Source organism: Specibacter sp. AOP5-B1-6 (assembly GCF_052376555.1).
Lineage (GTDB): Bacteria > Actinomycetota > Actinomycetes > Actinomycetales > Micrococcaceae > Specibacter.
Genome location: NZ_JBQSVT010000016.1, coordinates 37,816 through 56,776 on the forward strand (window position 1 = coordinate 37,816; position 18,961 = coordinate 56,776).

Sequence of the window (18,961 nt, forward strand, 5' to 3'; positions counted from 1 at the left end):
CCGCCTAGAGCCTATCCGCTCCGGCTGGGACTGGGTGCGTTCCCGTATGCTGGATCCATGCGAAAACTCCTTGTGACCGGTGGTGCCGGGTTCATTGGCTCCAACTTTGTCCATTACGTCCTTGAAAATACCGGCATGCATGTGACGGTGTTGGACAAACTCACCTATGCCGGAAATTTGGTCTCCCTGGAGGGCCTGCCTGCCGATCGTTTTGCTTTTGTGCAGGGCGATATTTGTGATGCGGAACTCGTTGACGGTCTGGTGGCTGCCGCCGACGCGGTGGTCCATTACGCGGCCGAGTCGCACAACGACAATTCACTGCATGATCCGCGCCCGTTCGTGGACACGAACATCATTGGTACGTACACGCTCATTGAGGCTGCCCGCAAGCACGGCACCCGTTTCCACCACATCTCCACGGACGAGGTGTATGGCGACCTGGCCCTGGATGAGCCGCAGCGGTTCACGGAGGAGACGGCGTATGCCCCCTCGAGCCCTTATTCCTCCACGAAGGCCGGCTCGGACATGCTGGTGCGTGCCTGGGTGCGTTCCTTCGGCTTGGCGGCCACCATCAGCAACTGCTCCAACAACTACGGCCCGTACCAGCACGTGGAAAAGTTCATCCCGCGCCAAATCACCAATGTGATCGACGGGATCCGTCCCAAGCTGTATGGCAAGGGCGAGAACGTCCGTGACTGGATCCACGCCGACGATCACTCCTCGGCCGTGCTGGCCATCCTGGAAAAGGGCCGCATCGGGGAAACCTACTTGATCGGTGCCGACGGTGAGAAAAACAACAAGGACGTCATTGAGCTGATCCTCACCCACATGGGCCAAGCCCCCGACGCCTATGACCATGTCATCGACCGGCCAGGCCACGACCTGCGGTACGCCATCGAGTCCGAGAAGCTGCGCACCGAGCTGGGCTGGGCCCCGTCGTTTGCCAACTTTGAGGCCGGGCTCGAAGACACCATCAAGTGGTACCGGGACAATGAAGCCTGGTGGCGTCCGCAAAAGGCGGCAACCGAAGCTAAATACAAGGAACAGGGCCAGTAGCGATGACGTTGGAGTTCGCCAAGAAGCTCACGGCCACCGAAACCCCCATTCCCGGCGTCGTGCTGTATGACCTGCCCGTGCACGGTGACAACAGGGGCTGGTTCAAGGAAAACTGGCAGCGCGAGAAGATGCTGGCGCTGGGGCTGCCGGACTTCACCCCGGTACAAAACAATATTTCCTTCAATGAAAAGGCCGGCACCACCCGCGGCATCCATGCCGAGCCGTGGGACAAGTTCATCTCCGTGGCGACCGGAAAGATCTTCGGAGTCTGGGTGGACCTGCGCGAGGGCGACTCCTTTGGTGCCGTGTTCACCACCGAAATGGACCCCTCTCAGGCCATCTTCATTCCCCGCGGTGTTGGCAACGCCTTCCAAACCCTGGAGGACAACACGGCCTACACCTACCTGGTCAACGACCACTGGTCCGCCGACGCCCAGGGCCGGTACACCTTCTTGAACCTTGCGGATGAGAGCGCCGCGATCGCCTGGCCGATCCCGCTGGATCAAGCCGAGCTCTCCGAGAAGGACAAGGCCCACCCGCGGTTGGCCGAGGTGGCCCCGATGCCGCCGAAAAAAACGCTGGTGCTCGGTGCCGACGGGCAGCTTGGCAAGGCGTTGCGGGCCGCGTACGACGGCGATGCAAGCGTCGAGTTTGCCGCCCGCGCCGACTTTGACCTCACTGCCGATGCCTCCCATGCGGTCCGGGACTGGAAAAACTACGCCACCATCATCAATGCTGCCGCGTACACCGCCGTGGACACGGCCGAAACGCCCGAGGGGCGCCGCGCCGCCTGGGCCATCAACGCCACGGCCGTCGCGAAGCTGGCCACAACGGCCACCGCGCACGGGATCACCCTGGTCCATGTCTCCAGCGACTATGTTTTTGACGGCACCGCCGCAAGCCACGGCGAAGACGAGGCCTTCACCCCGCTCGGCGTGTACGGCCAGTCCAAGGCCGCCGGCGACGCTGTGGCGGCCACCGTTCCCCGGCACTACATTGTGCGCACCAGCTGGGTCATCGGCGAGGGCGGCAACTTTGTGCGCACCATGGCGTCGCTGGCCGGCCGGGGCATCGCACCGAGCGTCGTCAATGACCAGATCGGCCGGCTCAGCTTCACCGAGGACATCGCCGCCGGCATCGTGCACCTGCTCGGCTCCGGCGCGGAGTACGGTGTGTACAACCTCAGCAACGACGGCGACCCCCAGTCCTGGGCCGACGTCGCCGCCGACGTCTACGAAATCTCCGGGCACAGCCGCGACGCCGTCACGGGTGTGAGCACCGAAGAGTACTTCAAGGGCAAGGAAGCAGCACCCAGGCCGCTGAACAGCGTCCTCGACCTGGCCCGCATCAAATCCACAGGCTTCACGCCGGCATCCGCGCAAGCGCGCCTGGCCGAATACCTGGCGAAATAGAAATGGAAACCATGAAAGTTTTGGTCACAGGTGGAGCCGGCTACATCGGTTCGCACATGGTTCTGAGCCTGCTCGAAGCCGGGCACGACGTCGTCGTCCTTGACAACCTGGCGAACTCCTCGGCGGAGTCCCTGCGGCGGGTGGAGGAACTGACGGGGCGGCATCCGGAGTTTGTTGAACTTGACCTGCTCGACGCCGCAGGCGTGGATGCGCTGTTTGCCGCCACAGGCTTTGACTCGGTCATCCACTTCGCCGGCCTGAAAGCGGTGGGGGAGTCGGTGGCCGAGCCGCTGCGCTACTACCAAAACAACATTGTGGGCACGCTGAACCTGCTGGCCTCCATGGACCGGCACGGCGTCCGCTCGCTCGTGTTCAGCTCCTCCGCAACGGTATACGGTGCCAGCGAGGAAGTGCCGCTCATCGAGAAGATGCCGCTGGATGCGACCAACCCCTACGGGCGCACCAAGGAACAGGTTGAGGACATTCTCACCGACCTGGGCGCCGCGGATCCGACCTGGCGGGTGGCCCTGCTGCGCTACTTCAACCCGGTGGGCGCCCACGAGTCCGGCCGCATTGGCGAAGATCCCACCGGCATTCCCAACAACCTGCTGCCGTTCGTGGCCCAGGTTGCCGTTGGCCGCCGCGAAAAGGTCATGGTGTTCGGCAACGACTACCCGACCCCCGACGGCACCGGCGTGCGGGACTACATCCACGTCATGGACCTCGCCGCCGGACACCTGGCCGCCCTGGACTACCTGACCAGCCACGAAGGCGTCTTCACCTGGAACCTTGGCACCGGCAACGGCTCCTCGGTGCTGGAGGTCATCTCCGCCTTTGGTGACGCGGCAGGCAAGCCCGTTCCCTTTGAATTTGCCGCGCGCCGGGCCGGCGATGCGGCCGTCAGCTACGCCGACCCGTCGGCCGCGCTGGCGGATCTGGGCTGGTCGGCACACCGCAACCTGGCCCAAATGTGCGCCGACCACTGGCGCTGGCAGTCGGAGAACCCGAATGGCTACGCAAGCATTCAGTAGCACGGGGCTTCTTGGCCACCAGGGTGCGCTCTTGCGGGGTGATGTTGATCATCACCCCACGTCCTTGGGTTGCGGAGGACCGCTGTCATGCAGTCCCGTAGTCTGTTAAAGGGTCTGTCCGGCTGGCGGAGTGCCGCTTTGCGGAGACCCGTCCCCACAATGCACGACAACGATGAGCCCCAAGGCTTCCAGGAGATGACGGTAGTTGCATGACTTGGTTTGAGACGGTTCCGACTTTTTTAGCTGCCGCCCTGATCATCTTCGTCCCGGGTGCCATCCTCGCTCGTGCCCTCGGCGCGCGTGGCCTGACGTGGCTGGCCCTTGCCGCCCCGCTGTCAGTGTCACTCGCGGTACTCGGTCCGATTGCCGCGAACTTTGTACACCTTCGCTGGAATCCCCTGGTTCTGGCAGTCCTGACGTTGGGTGTTTCGGCGATGGCTTGGGGCCTGCGGCGATCTACGTCGAAGCAGGGGCGGCGGACCGCCAAGGCGTCATGGAGCCGTTCATCAACCGCCATGCTCTTCGGAGCGCTCGGAGGTCTGCTATTTGGCGGGACCGTCATCGCCGTCCGATTCATGCGGATATTCGGTGCCCCGGAGAACATCTCCCAGACGTACGACAATGTTTTCCATCTGAACGCCATACGATTCATCATGGATACCGGGAACGGGTCGTCTGTGGCCATGGGAAATTTGGATCTCGATGATCCTTCAGGGACCTACCCGTTCGCATGGCATAATTTGGTGGCATTGGTGGCGGAACTCAGCAGCTCCCCCATTCCGGTTGCTGTCAACTCGGTTAATGTGGTCATTGGCGCACTGGTCTGGATCATCTCTTCGATGTACCTCGCTTCGAGGTTGGCCGGTCCCCGTCCAGCGATTCTCTTGATGACTGGGATCCTGGCAGGAGCCTTTGGCGCTTTCCCCTACTGGGCCGTGGGCTGGGGTGTGCTGTATCCCAACTTCCTGGCGATTGCCCTGCTTCCCGCTTTCATCGGACTGGCCGCTGATCTCCTCAGGCTTTCAGCTTCGCCCCGCCTCCCCATAATCCAGACGATTGTGCTACTGGCCATAGCCGTGCCTGGGTTGGCACTCGCCCATCCAAATATGCTCATGACCCTGGGGGCCTTTGTGGCCCCGATGTTGCTTTTCTGGTTCGCTCGGTGCGTGGACTTCAGGCGGCAAAGAAACCGTCCTTGGCGCCTGGTTGCCTTTGCGGGATTGGCGGTTGCCCTCTACCTGGCACTCTTCCTGGTGGCGTGGGACCGGATTCGTCCCAGCGTGGCCGGTTCCAGCTGGCCTCCGTTCTTCACGATGCCCGTTGCTTTGGTTCAGGCACTTACTACGTCTCCCCTCGACATTCCGTTGTCGTGGCCGATTCTGGTACTGACTATTTTTGGGCTTGTCTCAGTGTGCATAAAGCGGCACCAGTTGTGGGCCTTGGGGCCGTATCTGGTGGGCATCATGTTCTACATCGTGGTTTCAAGTTTCCCTGCCGGTGCCTTTCGCCACGCCATCACGGGTGTTTTTTTTAACGACAGCAACCGCCTGGCGGCGTTGCTTCCAGTCATGGCGCTGCCCTTGACGGCCATGGGTGCGGTTTGGGCATTCGACCTGGTGATGGCGCGAATTCCGCATTCCGTCCTGTCGAGGCGCCCACTGTTTGTTGTTGCGGTCTCAATTGGAATGCTGGCCGGTGTCGCCGTCGGAGTTGCGGCACAGAACAATGCCGTGACGTCCACGCAGACCCGGACAAATGAGTATTACGTTTATTCGCCCGCGTCGTGGCTGCTGACAAGTGACGAAGCAGCCCTCATCTCGCGTCTGCCCACCACGGTTCCGCCTGATGCGACAGTCATTGGGAATCCGGCCGCTGGCGGTGCGTCACTTGCCTATGCTCTGGCGGATCGGCGGGTGGCTTTGATGGCGATATCTTCGTACCAAAGCGCTCTGCTCAAGACCATCAACCAACACCTGCCGGACATGGCGGAAAATCCAGCGGTATGCCAGGCGGCCCGTGAACTGGGGACGTTCCATCTCTTGGACTTTGGCCGCCGGGAGGTCCGTGGCATAGACCCGTCCCTTCCCACCTCGGACGACCTGGCCAACACTCCGGGGCTGACACTTCTTGACCATGAGGGGCTGGCCAGGCTTTATCGGATTGATGGTTGCCAGTAACGTTTGAATTCCAAGGGTCTTTCTGTGGGCTGGCTCTCAGCTGACACCGGAGGGCTGCAAAGCTCTATATTCTAATAGTCAAGGCAACAGCCTGGCCTGGTTCGCCGGCGGTCAACAAATTTCGAGAGATTAGGTTACAAACAACGTGAAGATTGCAGTTATTGCACTCGGCAAGATCGGCCTTCCGCTGGCTGTCCAGTTCGCCTCCAAGGGCCATGAGGTTGTTGGCGTGGACGTCAACCAGGCCGTCGTGGACCTGGTGAATGCCGCCAAGGAGCCGTTCCCCGGCGAAGCCCAGCTGCAGGAGAAGCTCTCCGAACTGGTGCCCGCCGGCAAGCTGCGGGCGACGACGAACTACGCCGAGGCGGTCCCGGGGGCCGACGCCGTGGTCCTGGTTGTGCCATTGTTTGTTGACTCCGAGGCCAACCCCGACTTTGGCTGGATGGACGCGGCAACCGCTGAACTGGGCAAGCACCTGACCCCGGGCACGCTGGTTTCCTACGAGACCACACTGCCCGTCGGCACCACCCGCACCCGCTGGAAGCCCGCCCTTGAGGCTGCATCCGGCCTGACCGAGGGCACCGACTTCCACCTGGTGTTTTCCCCCGAGCGGGTCCTGACCGGCCGCGTCTTTGCAGACCTGCGCAAATACCCCAAGCTGGTGGGCGGCTTGTCCGACGCCGGTGCCGCCAAGGCCATTGAATTTTACGAGGCCGTGCTGGACTTCAACGAGCGCCCCGACCTTGATCGCGCCAACGGCGTGTGGGACCTTGGCTCCGCCGAGGCGTCCGAGCTGGCCAAACTGGCCGAGACAACCTACCGGGACGTCAACATTGGCCTGGCCAACCAGTTTGCCCGCTTCGCCGCGAAGACCGGCATCGACATCTACCAGGTCATTGCCGCCTCCAACTCGCAGCCGTTCAGCCACATCCACCAGCCCGGCATCGCCGTGGGCGGGCACTGCATCCCCGTCTACCCGCGCCTCTACCTGTGGAACGACCCCGAAGCAACAGTCGTCCGGGCAGCCCGGGCCGCCAACGCGGCCATGCCCGACTACACCATCGGCCTTCTGGAAGGTGCCTACGGGGACCTGACCGGGGCACGCGTCGTCGTGCTGGGGGCTGCGTACCGCGGCGGTGTGAAGGAGACCGCGTTCTCCGGCGTGTTTGACGCAGTGGAGTCCATCTCCCGCCGCGGCGGCACAGCCCTGGTCCACGACCCCATGTACACGGATGCGGAGCTGGCCAAGCTCGGCTTCGCCGCCTACCACCTCGGCGAGCCCGTGGACGCTGCCGTGGTGCAGGCCGACCACGCCGAATACCGTGAACTGTCCCCGGCGGACCTCCCCGGCGTGAAAGCATTCATTGACGGGCGCCGGGTAAGCTCGGCTGAGAACTGGCCCGGCGTCACCTACCGCGTCATTGGCAAGGCCTGAGGGTTTTCCCCGGCCCCATCCAATCTCGATCAGGAGGATCAGCATGACTTACATTGCCCCCAGCGCCGACGTTGCGGACGAGGCTGTCCTTGGTGACGGCACGAAAATCTGGCATCTGGCCCAGGTGCGGGAGGACGCCGTCCTTGGCGAGAACTGCATCGTGGGCCGCGGAGCCTACGTTGGCAACGGCGTGCACATCGGCGCCAACTCCAAGATCCAGAACTACGCCCTGGTGTATGAGCCGGCAGTGCTGGGCCACGGGGTCTTCATCGGCCCTGCCGTCGTGCTGACCAACGACACCTACCCGCGCGCCGTCAGCCCCGACGGCTCGCTCAAAAGCGCACACGACTGGACGCCTGTCGGCGTCACGATTGAGGACGGCGCCTCCATTGGCGCCCGCGCCGTGTGCATTGCGCCACTGAGAATTGGCCGCTGGGCCACCATCGCGGCAGGGTCCGTGGTGACAAAGGACGTGCCCCCGTTTGCCCTCATGGCAGGGGTGCCGGCGCGGCGCCTGGGCTGGGTCGGCAAGGCCGGCTTCCCGCTCGCCGAGGATAGCGGTTTCTGGGTGTGCCCGGAGACCGGAGCACAATACATTGAAGATGGAGCTCTCCTGAAGGAGTACTCCCCGAATGCCGTAGAGGACAACGCATGAGCCACGACTTCATTCCCGCAGCAAAACCAATCATCGGTGCCGAGGAACGAGCAGCCGTCGACGCCGTCATGGCGTCAGGCATGTTGGCGCAGGGCAGGGAGGTGGCCGCCTTTGAAACGGAATTCTCCGGCGTCCTGCTCGATGGCCGGGCCAGCGTTGCCGTGAACTCCGGCACCTCGGGACTGCACTTGGGCCTGCTGGCCTCCGGCGTCGGCCCGGGCGACGAGGTCATCGTCCCGTCGTTCACTTTTGCGGCAACCGGCAACTCGGTGGCCCTGACGGGTGCAACGCCCGTCTTTGCCGACATTGAGCTGGACCACTACGCCCTTGACGTGGCGCATGTGGAGTCACTCATCACGGATAAGACCAAGGGCATCATGCCCGTGCACCTGTACGGGCACCCCTTTGCGGCGGAGGCCTTTGCCGCGCTTGCCGACAAGCACGGGATCGATCTGTACGAAGATGCGGCCCAGGCCCACGGCGCCGCGCTCAACGGCAAGAAGGTCGGTACGTTCGGCAAGTTTGGCATGTTCAGCCTGTACCCCACGAAGAACATGACCTCCGGCGAGGGCGGCATGGTCTCCACCTCCGACGCCACGGTTGAGCGGAACCTGCGGTTGCTGCGCAACCAGGGCATGGAAACCCAGTATGAAAACGAACTGGTGGGCTTCAACAACCGCATGACAGACCTGCACGCGGCCATTGGCCGGGTCCAGCTGACCAAGATCACGGCCTGGACGAAGCAGCGCCAGGACAACGCAGCCTTCCTCACCGCCAACCTCGAAGGCGTGGGAACACCCAAGGTGGCCCCCGGCGCCGAGCACGTGTACCACCAGTACACGATCCGCGTGCCCGAGGGACGTGACGAGCTGCACGAGCGGCTGCGCTCCGAGTTCAATATTGGCTCCGGCGTGTACTACCCGGTCCCGAACCACCGACTGCCGTCCTTCAACCGTGTTGAGGACCTGCCCAACACGGAAATTGCGGCCAAGGAAGTCCTGTCGCTGCCGGTTCATCCCTCGCTGTCCCAGGATGACCTGGAACGCATCGTCACGGCTGTCAACACCATCGTGAAGGCTGGTGCCTGAGCATGGCGAACCTTCGCGCAGGACTCATCGGCCTGGGCATGATGGGCCGCCACCATGCCCGGGTCATCCGGGAAGTTGAGGGTGTTGACCTGGTCGCCGTTGCCGACGCGTACGGCGACCCGCACGGCGTCGCCAAGGACCTGCCCGTCCTGAACAGTGTTGAAGAACTTATCGCCGCCGGCATCGACATGGCCGTTGCGGCCGTGCCCACGGGCATGCATGAGGAAGTGGGCCTTGCCCTGGCCGACGCCGGGGTCCACACCCTCGTGGAGAAGCCCATTGCGGCCAGCACCGCCGCGGGCAAGCGCCTCCTTGATGCCTTCACGGCGAGGGGGCTTGTGGGCGCCGTCGGGCATATTGAGCGGTTCAACCCGGCCCTGCAGTCGCTGCGCAAGCGCATTGCCGACGGTGAGCTTGGTGCCGTGTACCAGATCGCCACGCGCCGGCAGGGGCCGTTCCCGTCCAGGATTGCCGACGTCGGCGTGGTCAAGGACCTGGGCACGCACGACATCGACCTGACGGCGTGGCTGGCCCAGAGCCACTACGAGTCGATTTTTGCCCAGACCACCACGCGCAGCGGCCGCCCGCACGAGGACATGGTCTCGGCCACCGGCAAGCTGGAAAACGGCATCATCACCAACCACCTCGTCAACTGGCTGTCCCCGATGAAGGAACGCCTGACGGTTGTCACGGGTGAAAAGGGCGCGTTTGTGGCCGACACCGTTACGGCGGACCTGACGTTTTTCGAGAACGGCACGGTGGCCACCGAGTGGGACTCCATTGGCGCGTTCCGGGGCGTGTCCGAGGGCAACGTCACCCGGTTGGCGATCGCCAAGCCGGAGCCGCTGCGCACCGAGCATGAGGCGTTCCGGGATGCCGTTCTGGGGCTGCGCAGCGACGTGGTCACCATGGCGGAAGGCCTTGAAACGTTGGTTGTTGCAGAAGCCGTGCTGGAATCCTGCCGCACCGGCCAAAGCGTGAGGATCACGATTTAGTGGCTGTGCAAAAACCGTTGAAAGTCGTCGTCGCCACCAGGCTCTATGCGCCTGAGGTGGGGGCGGCGGCTTTCCGCTTAAAAGCACTCGTTGACGGTCTCGTGGCACAAGGCGCCGACGTCACCGTCCTGACAACCACGCTTCCCGCCGGCGGTGCGGTGTTCAAGCCGCCCTACACGCTTAAACGCTGGCCCGTGCTGCGGGACGCGGGCGGGTACGTGCGCGGCTACGTGCAGTACCTCAGTTTCGACATCCCCGTCTTCTTCCGTCTGCTGGCGACGCCGGCGGACGTGGTCGTGTCCGAGCCGCCGCCCACCACGGGCGTGGTCGTGGCGCTGTCGTCGCTGCTGCGCCGTCGTCCGTATGTTTACTACGCGGCCGACATCTGGAGCGAGGCACTCTCGGCGATGGACGTCTCACCCATCGTGAAAAAGGTGCTCGGCGCGGTTGAAGGATTTGTGCTGCGCCGCGCCGCCAAGGTCATCGCCGTCTCGGAACCGGTGGCCGAGCAAGTCGCCAGGTTCAAGGTCCCGGCGGAGCGCATTGTGGTGGTGGGCAATGGTGTGGACACCAACATTTTCACGCCCACCGGCACAGCAGCTTCCACCGACCGGCCCTATTTCATTTACACCGGGACCATGAGCGAATGGCAGGGCGCCGACATTTTCGTCCAGGCACTGCCGCTGGTCCGCGAACAGTTCCCGGATGCTGAGATCCGCTTCTTTGGCCAGGGCACGGATGAACCGCACCTGCAGGAAGTGGCCGGGCAGCTGGTTCCCGGCGGCGTCCACTTTGGCGGGGTCGTGGCGCCGGCAGAAGTGGCGCAATGGATCCGCGGCGCTGCCGGGGCGCTGGTCAGCATCAAGCCCGGCCAAGGCTATGACTTTGCCAAGCCCACCAAGATTTACGCCGCAGCGGGATGTGGTGTGCCGGTGGTTTTTGCCGGCCAGGGCGACGGCGCCGCAATAGTTGAAGCGGGCGGGCTGGGCGTTGCAGCCCCATATGATGCGCACAGCGTTGCCGAGGCCATGATCGAACTCCTCTCGACGCCGGCCACAGCCGCCGCTGGGGCGCATGGTGCCGGTTCCGCATCTACAGCGGAGCAGCTGCGCGCAGCGCGGGTCGGCTGGGTGGAGGAGAACGCGTCCTTGGCTGCCTCCGGCAAGGTCGCGGCGCAGACTGTCATGGGACCCTTGTAGGCCACAGGCTCACCGGCAGGCAGGGTTGGCCGATGCGGGTTCCGGATGATCGTCCGGAACCCGCTGCGGTTGATTTCGGTTACTTCGCGAAGGCGCTCAGCAAGGCATCCACCGTGCGCACCGCGGCATGCCCGTCGCCATACGGCGCGGCATCTGTGGGGGCCGGGACCGGGCGCTCAACGGCACCCGCAAGCCGGCCAAGATCGTCGTTGACGAGCACGTTCCAACCCAGGGCCACAGTTTCCACCCACTCTGTTTCCGGGCGGATCGTGGTGCAGGGCACGCGCAGCAGAAACGCTTCCTTCTGCAGCCCGCCGGAGTCGGTCACGACGCCGGCACTGTTAGCCACAGCATTCACCAGCTGCGGGTAGGCCAGCGGCTCGCTGAGCACCAGCGATCCCGCCGCCAGATCGATTCCGTGGTTTTCCGCCAATGCCTTCAACCGCGGGTGCGCCAGCAGCAGCACCGGCTTGCTGAGTGCGGCCAGTGAGTCCACAATGGCCCGCAGTCTGGCGGGGTCATCCGTATTGTCAGGTCGGTGGATCGTGCACACGTAGTATCCGCCGGCCTCCAGGCCGGCAGGGATTGGCTCATTGCCGGCCGACAGCTGTTCGCGGACGCTGTACAACACGTCGGTCATGACATCGCCCACCATCACAGCACGCTCAGCCAGACCTTCGTTGGCGAGGTGGTCCATGCCGACCTCGGTGGGGGAGAGCAGCAGGTCCGCGGCGTGGTCGGTCAGGACACGGTTGTGTTCCTCCGGCATGCGACGGTTGAAAGAGCGCAGCCCGGCCTCCAGGTGCGCCACCGGAATGTGCATTTTAACGGCGGCCAAGGCTGCCGCCAGGGTTGAATTCGTGTCGCCATAGACCAGGACCACATCGGGCTTGGCCTGCTCAAAAACACCCTCCAAGCCTGCCAGCATGGCCCCGGTCTGCTCCCCGTGCTTGCCGGAGCCCACGCCCAGGTTGTAGTCCGGGGCGGGAATGCCAAGGTCCTGAAAAAACACGTCCGACATCAGCTCGTCGTAGTGCTGGCCCGTGTGCACAATGATGTGCTCCGTCCGGCCCTCCATGGCCCGGGCGATTGGGGCAAGCTTTACAAACTGGGGGCGTGCGCCCACAACACTCAAAATTCGCATGCTTCAAGCCTAACGGAGGGAGAACACTCCGTTTTTCGCCCGCAACTGTTCGTTGAGGTAATGGCGCAGCACCGATTCCCGCGACAGCAGCGCCAGTGGGTTGTCGGTCGTGAGCTCGCCTGTCCGCCCAGCCTGTGAATGACGCACGACGGCGGCCCGCAGCTCCTCGACACTGCCCGCCTTTGCTGCCTGCCGGGACAGCAGCGCATCCTTGCGGCTCAGGGCAGGCAGTTCCCCGCCGGCCATGTTCTGGAGGTGCCGGCTGATTTTCTGCCAGGCAGCCTGCTCGGCGGGAGACCACACCTCACCTGCGCCGGTGCCTGGCCGTTGGCCGTTGTCCGTCGGCCGGCCGCGGCGCAGCAGCGCCCCGATGCCGTGGATCCGCATGAGCTTCAACGCAATGCTGCGCCGTTCCCGCAGGGACGCTTCACGCAGCCAAGGCGCTTGGACCATGGCGTCCAGCCACTGGAACTCCTCGGCGAGCGGGCGCAGCGTGCTGGTGACCCGCTCCGGGCCCGAATCGTCCGTTTGGCAGTATGCCGGCGCCCCGTAGGGGTACACGATGCGGCCGCCGCGGAACCACAACTTCAACGTGGTTTCCAGGTCCTCTCCGATCGGAATGCGCTCGGCATAAGCAAAGCCGCACGCCAGCAGTGCCGCACGGCGCAGCAGGCCAAAGGGCAGGCTGCGGTAGGCCAGCCCGTCACGCACCGGGTCCAGCACGGCAGGCTTGCCCGGGCGGATCCGCGGGGTGCGCAGGATGGCACCTTCCGGTGTGCGCAACGGTGCGATGACGGCGGCTGCATCGTGGTCCCTTGCCGCAAACCACCACGCTGACAGCGAGCCGGGCTCGAGATAATCGTCGGAGTCCAGGAAGCACAGGAACGTCGCGGCACTGGCCCCAAGCGCTGCGTTGCGCGGGCCGGCCGGAGACTTGCTGCCGTCATGGCACTCCAGCCAGGTGACGCCGTCGTCCGCTGCTTGGTTGGGAGTTGCGGAGCCCTTGATCTCCCCGGCGGAAATGTTGTGGCACACCACCGTGACGCGAAGCTCGACGCCGAGCCGGGCAAGTTGGGGCTGCTGCCCCAGGACCGAGTCCAGGGCGCGGGCCAGCGGGCGGGCGGGGTCGTGCACGGGGATGACGACTTCGATGCTCTGGCTCATGGCGGCTCCTGCTCTGGGCGGTTTCGGGGTGTCAGGATTGTTCCGAAGGTTCCGCGATAACCTTACGGGGTGGAGAACGTAAATATGGATTCAGTGCTGGTGGATGTGGTCATTGCGGTGCACACGCCCGACCGGCCCATCGAGCGCACCGTTGCATCCCTCATGGAGTCGGGACTGCCCACCGCGGAGTCCTCTGCCGGGCGGCTGCGCGTCACGGTGGTGTGCCACAACACGGCGGCCGGGCCCATTCGCGGCCGGGTGGCGCCGGAGCACCGGGAGCGCGTTCGCTTTGTGGAGTACGCTGACGGCATCAAGAGCCCTGCCGGTCCGTTCAACCACGGTATTTCCCTGGCCACGGGCGCCTGGGTGTCGATCATGGGCAGCGACGATTCGCTGGAACCCGGCGCCCTGGCCCAGTGGGTGCAGCGGGCTGAGGGCGATTCTGCCGACGTACTCATCGCACCCATGGCCCACGCCGGCGGCGGGGCAATCCGCACGCCCGTGGTGCGCCGGAACCGGTCGGCTCGTTTGGATCCCGTGGCCGACAGGCTCACGTACCGCACGGCGCCGCTGGGCATCCTGCGGCTGTCACTGGTCCGCTCCCTCGAGCTGATTTTGCCCACCCGATATGCCACCGGGGAGGATCAGTCGTTCTCCGCTGCGCTGTGGTTCTCCGGCGCCCGGATCAGCTACGGACGCGGGCTTCCGCGCTATTTGGTGCACGACGACGCCGCGGTCCGGGTCACGGCGACCCCCCGCCCCGTGACGGAGGACCTCGCATTTGCCGCCGACCTCGTGGACAGCGGCTGGTTTGCCCGGCTTGCCGGTCGGGAGCGGACGGCAATTGTCACGAAGCTGCTGCGCGTGCACGTTTTTGGCCATGTCTTGCTGCGGGCCGAGGCCGGCAGCTGGTCTGCGCAGGACGCTGCGGAGATGGCGGTGGTGGCGCGGCGACTGCTGTTTGCCGCGCCGCGGGCTGCCCGGCCGCTGTCGGTGGCCGACCGCACGCTGCTTGATGCAGTGGCACGCCAAGAGGCGGATTCTTCGGTCATGAAGTCGTTGGCGACGCTGCGGCGGACGTTCAGCAATCCGCGGACGTGGCTGCCACGGGATGTGTCTGCGTTGCTGCATCCAGAAGCGCCATTGCGTTTCATGAGCGCCTCGGCCTTGGTGTCCTAGCTTGTCCCTGCTTCCCCCAGCCACACTTCCCCCATCTACCCAGACGCCGTCAAGGAACCCATGAAGATTTTGGTCATCGCCACCTGGTACCCGCACGAGGAGCGCCCGGCCGAGGCGCCGTTCAACGCCGACCATGTGGAGGCGATCCGCGGCCAGGGACACGAGGTTCGCGTGGTGCACATCCGACTTGGGACGTCGCTGGCCCTTCCGGCCGACAGCAACGGCAGCTGGGAAGGCGTCCCCGTCCGGCGCGTCGCCGCCGACCCCAAACGTCCCTTGACACTGTTGGCCTGCCAACGGCTGCTAGTGCGGGAGCTGGCCTGGGCCGATGTCGTGCACACGATGGCATTCTCCTCGATCCTGCTGACCCTGCCTGCATGGGCTGCGCGGACTTTGTTGGGGCGGGGCCGCCCGTGGGTCCACACCGAACACTGGAACGGTGTGGTGAACCCTGCCAGCGTCTCGCCGCTGTGGAAAAAGCTCTCCGGACTGCGGCGTGGGCTGAGATTCCCGCATGTCGTCACGGGCGTGACCGGCCAGCTGGCCGCCGAGATGCAGCGCTTCGCCCGGCCCGACGCGGCCCGTGTTGTGCCCTGTGTAGTCAAAGGCCGCGGCCCCGTGCTGCCCAGCAGGTTTGGCAGCCCGCTGCAGCTGGTGGCCGTGGGCGGGCTCATCCCGCGGAAACGGCCGCTGACAACCATCAAAACTGTTGCCTGGCTGCGCGAACAAGGAATTGCCGCACACCTGACCTGGGTGGGGGAGGGAGCCCAGCGCGCGGAGTGCGAGTCCCTGGTGGACGAGCTGGGGCTTGCCGGTTCCGTCACCCTGACCGGCTCCGTCCGGCCCGCCGAGGTGGCCGCGTACCTGGCTGCAGCGGACCTGTTTTTCCTGCCCACCGAGCAGGAAAACTTCTTCACTTCGGCTGCCGAAGCACTGGCGGCCGGGCGTGCCGTGGTGGCCACCCGCGTGGGCGGCTTCAGCGATTATGCCGACGCGTCGAACAGCCGGCTCGTGGACGACCCGCGCCCCGAGGTGCTCGGTGCCGCCGTCGTCGATGCCGTTGACGCCTTCAAGTCCGTTTCCGCCGAATCCATTGCCGCACCGATCAGGGAACGCTTTTCTCCGGCAACGGTTGGCGCACTTTTTGATGACGCCTACCTGGCAGCGGTTGCCCGGTCCTGACGCTCCGGGGCCGGGATCCTGTTCCGGTGCAGGGGGCCGACCCCGACGGATCCGTTGGACTCCATGGAATCTTTGAACACAAAGGAAGCAATTATGGCTGTACGTCGATTAGTCCTGCTGGCGAACCAATACCCATTCCTCAGTGGCGACCATGTTTTCGTCGCTGCCGAAATCCCCGCCCTTGCCGCCCATTTCGACGAAGTCGTGGTGTTCAACTATGCTCCCGGTGAGCCGGCGGAAATGGCGGCGCTGCCCGCGAATGTGAGCTTTGGCGGAAGCCTTTACGGAATGCCGCGGGCAGAGAAGATCAAAGCGTTGTTCTCCGCCCACAATCTCCTCCGGCTGGCCGGTGTCACGCTTTTGGAGGCCCGCAGGGGGCGCCTGACAGGGCACTTTCGCACCTTCGTGGCCGGAACAATCGCTGGTATGGGACTTGCCAACGACTCCCGGCTCAGGGCCGCGTTGTATGAACACGGAGTGGACACAACTGTGTACAGCTTCTGGGGGATGGGCATTGGCATGCTCGTGCCGTGGATCAGGGGACAGGTTGCTTCCGTGAACCTCAGGCTCCACCGCTATGACCTGTATGAAGAGGAATCCGGATACCTGCCGTTCCGTCCGGCACTTTTTGGCCGCACCGACAGGATCCTGGCGATTTCCCAGCAGTCCCGTGATTATCTTCTGGAAAAGTACCCCCGTGAACAGCTTGCGGCGAAGATTGTTGTCCGCCGGTTGGGGAGCGCGGCCCCGCTGGACGTGGTGCCGCCAGCGGATGCGGCACCACGGGGCTCGGATGCAAGGCCCGGCCAGACCATTGTCAGTTGTTCGTATGTCATTCCCGTCAAACGTGTTGACCGGATCGTGGAGGCACTGAAAAAACTTCCCCTGGACACGCCGCTGACGTGGATCCACTTCGGGGGCGGCGCGCTGGAAACTGAACTGCGCAGCAAGGTGGCGCTGCTCGACCGGCCCGGACTCTCGGTTGAAATCCGTGGGGCCACCCGGCACGAAGATATCCTTAGCTGTTACAGCACCCACAACATTGCAGCGTTCATCAACGTGAGCGCGTCCGAAGGGGTGCCTGTGAGCATCATGGAAGCCATTTCCTACGGCATCCCGGTGGTCGCAACGGACGTTGGCGGAACGGCCGAAATCGTGGGGACTGAACTTGGCACCGGCGAACTCATTCCCGCAGACTTCACGGACGATGACCTGGCCACAAAATTGGCCCACGTCCTGTCAGCAGGACCTGACGCCTACGCACCCAAGGAACTGTGGGCACGGCGCTATAATGCCGACGTCAACGCTGAAGCGACGGCGGGCCTCATCGCTGGGCGGCACTAGTCAGGAGTGTTGCTCGGGCACCGACGGCTGCGGCGTCAGTCCGGCCAGGGCTGCCTGCTGGGCGAAGCTGGGGTTGGCAGCAACCACTTCGTCAAAGGTGCCCCGGGTCTCGATGGTGCCTTCGCTCATGAAGAAAACCTGGTCGCAGTTGCGGATGGTTGACAGGCGGTGGGCCACCGAAATCACGGTGACATCACCCTGTAGTTCGCTGATTGCCGTGGCAACGGCGGCCTCCGTCGCCGTGTCCAGGGCGCTGGTTGCTTCATCCAGCACCAGCACCAAGGGGTCCATGTAGAGCGCGCGGGCAATGCCGAGGCGCTGGCGCTGGCCACCCGAGAGTGATCCGCCGCGTTCGCCCACACGCCCGTGGATGCCCTCCGGCCGGGCGTCGACCGTCTCCAGCAGCTGGGCACGGGCAAGTGAGGTGCGCACACGGTCCTCGTCCACCTCGCTGCCCCAGGACAAGGCAACGTTTTGCGCCACGGTGCCGTCAAAGATGGCAACTTCCTGGGGGACATACCCCACGCGCTTGCGCCAGTCGGCCAGCACGTCTTCCAGCGGCACGCCGTCGAGCGTCATGGAACCGCTGGAGGGCACCAGCAGGCCGAGGAAGATGTCTATCAACGTGGACTTTCCGGCCCCGGACTGTCCCACCACCCCGACAGAGGAGCCCAGCGGAAGCGTGAGGTCGATGTTGGTGATCGCGGGGGTGTCCACTCCGGGATACGTGAATTCGACGTCGCGCAGTTCAAGCATTTTCGGGTCGCCGGTGATGGGTGTCTTGCCGAGTTTTTCGGCGTTGTCGCGGAAGTCTGCGGCTTCACGGATGTCCGCCATGACAAGTTCCGTGTAGGGCAGCGTGGACTGGACCAGCGTGACCTGGCCCTGGATGGTTGTCAGCGCCGGCACCATCTTGAACCCGGCCAGGGCGAAGATGGCCACCGAGGACATCGCCGTGCCGATGCCGCCGCTGAAGAAACCAACGGTGCCGATCAAAACGAATCCGCCGATCAAGGCCATGTCGATCACAAATTTTGGAACTGTGGCGAGGAAGCGGATATTGGACCGGGACCGTGCGGCCTTTTCCCGGCTGATGTAAACCACATCGCCGACTTCATCGGCCTTGTCGCGGAGCGTGATCTCCTTCAGGGCCGCCAGCATTTCTGCGACGAGTGTCGACATCCGCATGGCAGCGTCACGGTTGACCCGGCCGGCCTCATACGACTTCCTGGACAGGTAAAGGTACAGGAATGCGGCGATGATGCCCAGATAAATCAAGGTGATCAAGGCCGTCTGCCAGGAAGCCGCCACGAGGATGACCAGCACCGACAAGAACGTCAAGCCCTGGGCGGGGAGCACCACGGCGGGGAACAACACACCTGAAATGGTGTTGGCAATGCCCACGTCGATCATCCGCACGAGTTCGCTTGTTGACCGGTTCTGGCGTGAAATCCAGGGGGCCCTGATGTAGCTCTGGAAGAGGACGGTGCCGATTTCCAATTCATAGTCGGCAAATTTTCTGGTGGAAATCCACTGCAGCCAGATGTTCAAAAATGACTTCAAGATCATGACAGCCGCGGACACAATCAAAACGATCAGCCCGGTGTTTTCAGAAATGGCGCCAACCAGCGGCAGCGACATGGTGTTGCCCGTGGACTGCGACTGCATGATCTGGTTCAGCACCAGCGCAAACACGCCCAACGCGGCAGCATCCAGCAGGACCAGCAAGGACGACAGCGACGCAAAAATGAGCAGGAACTTTCTCGCGTTGGAGGGAAGCAACGGCAACAGCTGGCCAAGTGTTCGGCGCAGATTTTTCAAGTTTTACTCCAGTACTGCAGTGGAAGAATTCATTTCATTCTACGGGCTGGCCCGCCTCAGGCAGCCAAAAGCCGGGACT

General features: G+C 64.1%; 15 protein-coding genes. 12 read left to right on the forward strand and 3 right to left on the reverse strand.

The genetic code is table 11. From position 1 onward, the window contains the following. The first annotated feature begins 57 nt into the window (after positions 1-57). From rfbB to ACT3TS_RS10190, 9 genes are all read left to right on the forward strand, one after another. A complete protein-coding gene (gene rfbB, locus ACT3TS_RS10150; RefSeq protein ID WP_444531391.1) occupies positions 58-1,056 on the forward strand; it encodes a dTDP-glucose 4,6-dehydratase in 999 nt (332 codons plus the stop codon). Between the two features lie 2 nt (positions 1,057-1,058). Continuing rightward, the gene (locus ACT3TS_RS10155; protein WP_444531392.1) at positions 1,059-2,468 is read left to right on the forward strand and encodes a sugar nucleotide-binding protein; all 1,410 of its coding nucleotides are present in this window, start codon (positions 1,059-1,061) and stop codon (positions 2,466-2,468) included. An 11-nt stretch (positions 2,469-2,479) separates the two neighbouring features. Further along, the gene (gene galE / locus ACT3TS_RS10160) at positions 2,480-3,499 is read left to right on the forward strand and encodes a UDP-glucose 4-epimerase GalE (RefSeq protein WP_444531393.1); all 1,020 of its coding nucleotides are present in this window, start codon (positions 2,480-2,482) and stop codon (positions 3,497-3,499) included. A 209-nt stretch (positions 3,500-3,708) separates the two neighbouring features. Then, entirely contained in the window at positions 3,709-5,676 is a 1,968-nt protein-coding gene (locus ACT3TS_RS10165; protein WP_444531394.1) for a DUF6541 family protein, read from the forward strand. A 145-nt stretch (positions 5,677-5,821) separates the two neighbouring features. After that, entirely contained in the window at positions 5,822-7,111 is a 1,290-nt protein-coding gene (locus ACT3TS_RS10170; protein ID WP_444531395.1) for a nucleotide sugar dehydrogenase, read from the forward strand. A 43-nt stretch (positions 7,112-7,154) separates the two neighbouring features. Then, the gene (locus ACT3TS_RS10175; RefSeq protein WP_444531396.1) at positions 7,155-7,766 is read left to right on the forward strand and encodes an acyltransferase; all 612 of its coding nucleotides are present in this window, start codon (positions 7,155-7,157) and stop codon (positions 7,764-7,766) included. Continuing rightward, positions 7,763-8,854, forward strand: coding sequence for a DegT/DnrJ/EryC1/StrS family aminotransferase (locus ACT3TS_RS10180; protein ID WP_444531397.1), 1,092 nt, complete (start codon positions 7,763-7,765; stop codon positions 8,852-8,854). Before ACT3TS_RS10175 ends, ACT3TS_RS10180 begins: the two co-directional genes overlap by 4 nt. A gap of 2 nt (positions 8,855-8,856) precedes the next feature. Then, a complete protein-coding gene (locus ACT3TS_RS10185) occupies positions 8,857-9,849 on the forward strand; it encodes a Gfo/Idh/MocA family oxidoreductase (protein WP_444531398.1) in 993 nt (330 codons plus the stop codon). Then, entirely contained in the window at positions 9,849-11,048 is a 1,200-nt protein-coding gene (locus ACT3TS_RS10190; RefSeq protein WP_444531399.1) for a glycosyltransferase family 4 protein, read from the forward strand. The genes ACT3TS_RS10185 and ACT3TS_RS10190 overlap by 1 nt, the downstream gene beginning before the upstream one ends. A gap of 79 nt (positions 11,049-11,127) precedes the next feature. On the opposite strand, the gene wecB is transcribed toward ACT3TS_RS10190, so the two are convergent. Continuing rightward, positions 11,128-12,192 (reverse strand): non-hydrolyzing UDP-N-acetylglucosamine 2-epimerase, encoded by a 1,065-nt coding sequence (wecB, locus tag ACT3TS_RS10195; protein WP_444531400.1) that lies wholly within the window; start codon positions 12,190-12,192, stop codon positions 11,128-11,130. Between the two features lie 9 nt (positions 12,193-12,201). After that, on the reverse strand, positions 12,202-13,356 hold the full coding sequence (locus ACT3TS_RS10200) for a glycosyltransferase family 2 protein (protein WP_444531401.1): 1,155 nt from the start codon (positions 13,354-13,356) through the stop codon (positions 12,202-12,204). 69 nt (positions 13,357-13,425) lie between these two features. Between ACT3TS_RS10200 and ACT3TS_RS10205 the strand changes: the two genes are divergently transcribed. The 3 genes from ACT3TS_RS10205 (at position 13,426) to ACT3TS_RS10215 (ending at position 17,061) form a co-directional block, all read left to right on the forward strand. Continuing rightward, positions 13,426-14,535 (forward strand): glycosyltransferase, encoded by a 1,110-nt coding sequence (locus ACT3TS_RS10205; RefSeq protein ID WP_444531402.1) that lies wholly within the window; start codon positions 13,426-13,428, stop codon positions 14,533-14,535. Between the two features lie 60 nt (positions 14,536-14,595). Beyond that, complete coding sequence (locus tag ACT3TS_RS10210; RefSeq protein WP_444531403.1) at positions 14,596-15,717, forward strand: glycosyltransferase; 1,122 nt, start codon at positions 14,596-14,598, stop codon at positions 15,715-15,717. A gap of 93 nt (positions 15,718-15,810) precedes the next feature. Further along, complete coding sequence (locus ACT3TS_RS10215; protein ID WP_444531404.1) at positions 15,811-17,061, forward strand: glycosyltransferase; 1,251 nt, start codon at positions 15,811-15,813, stop codon at positions 17,059-17,061. Here the strand turns inward: ACT3TS_RS10215 and ACT3TS_RS10220 are convergent, their stop codons facing one another. After that, positions 17,062-18,882, reverse strand: a complete 1,821-nt coding sequence (locus tag ACT3TS_RS10220) for an ABC transporter ATP-binding protein (RefSeq protein ID WP_444531405.1) — start codon at positions 18,880-18,882, stop codon at positions 17,062-17,064. Between the last annotated feature and the right edge of the window lie 79 nt (positions 18,883-18,961).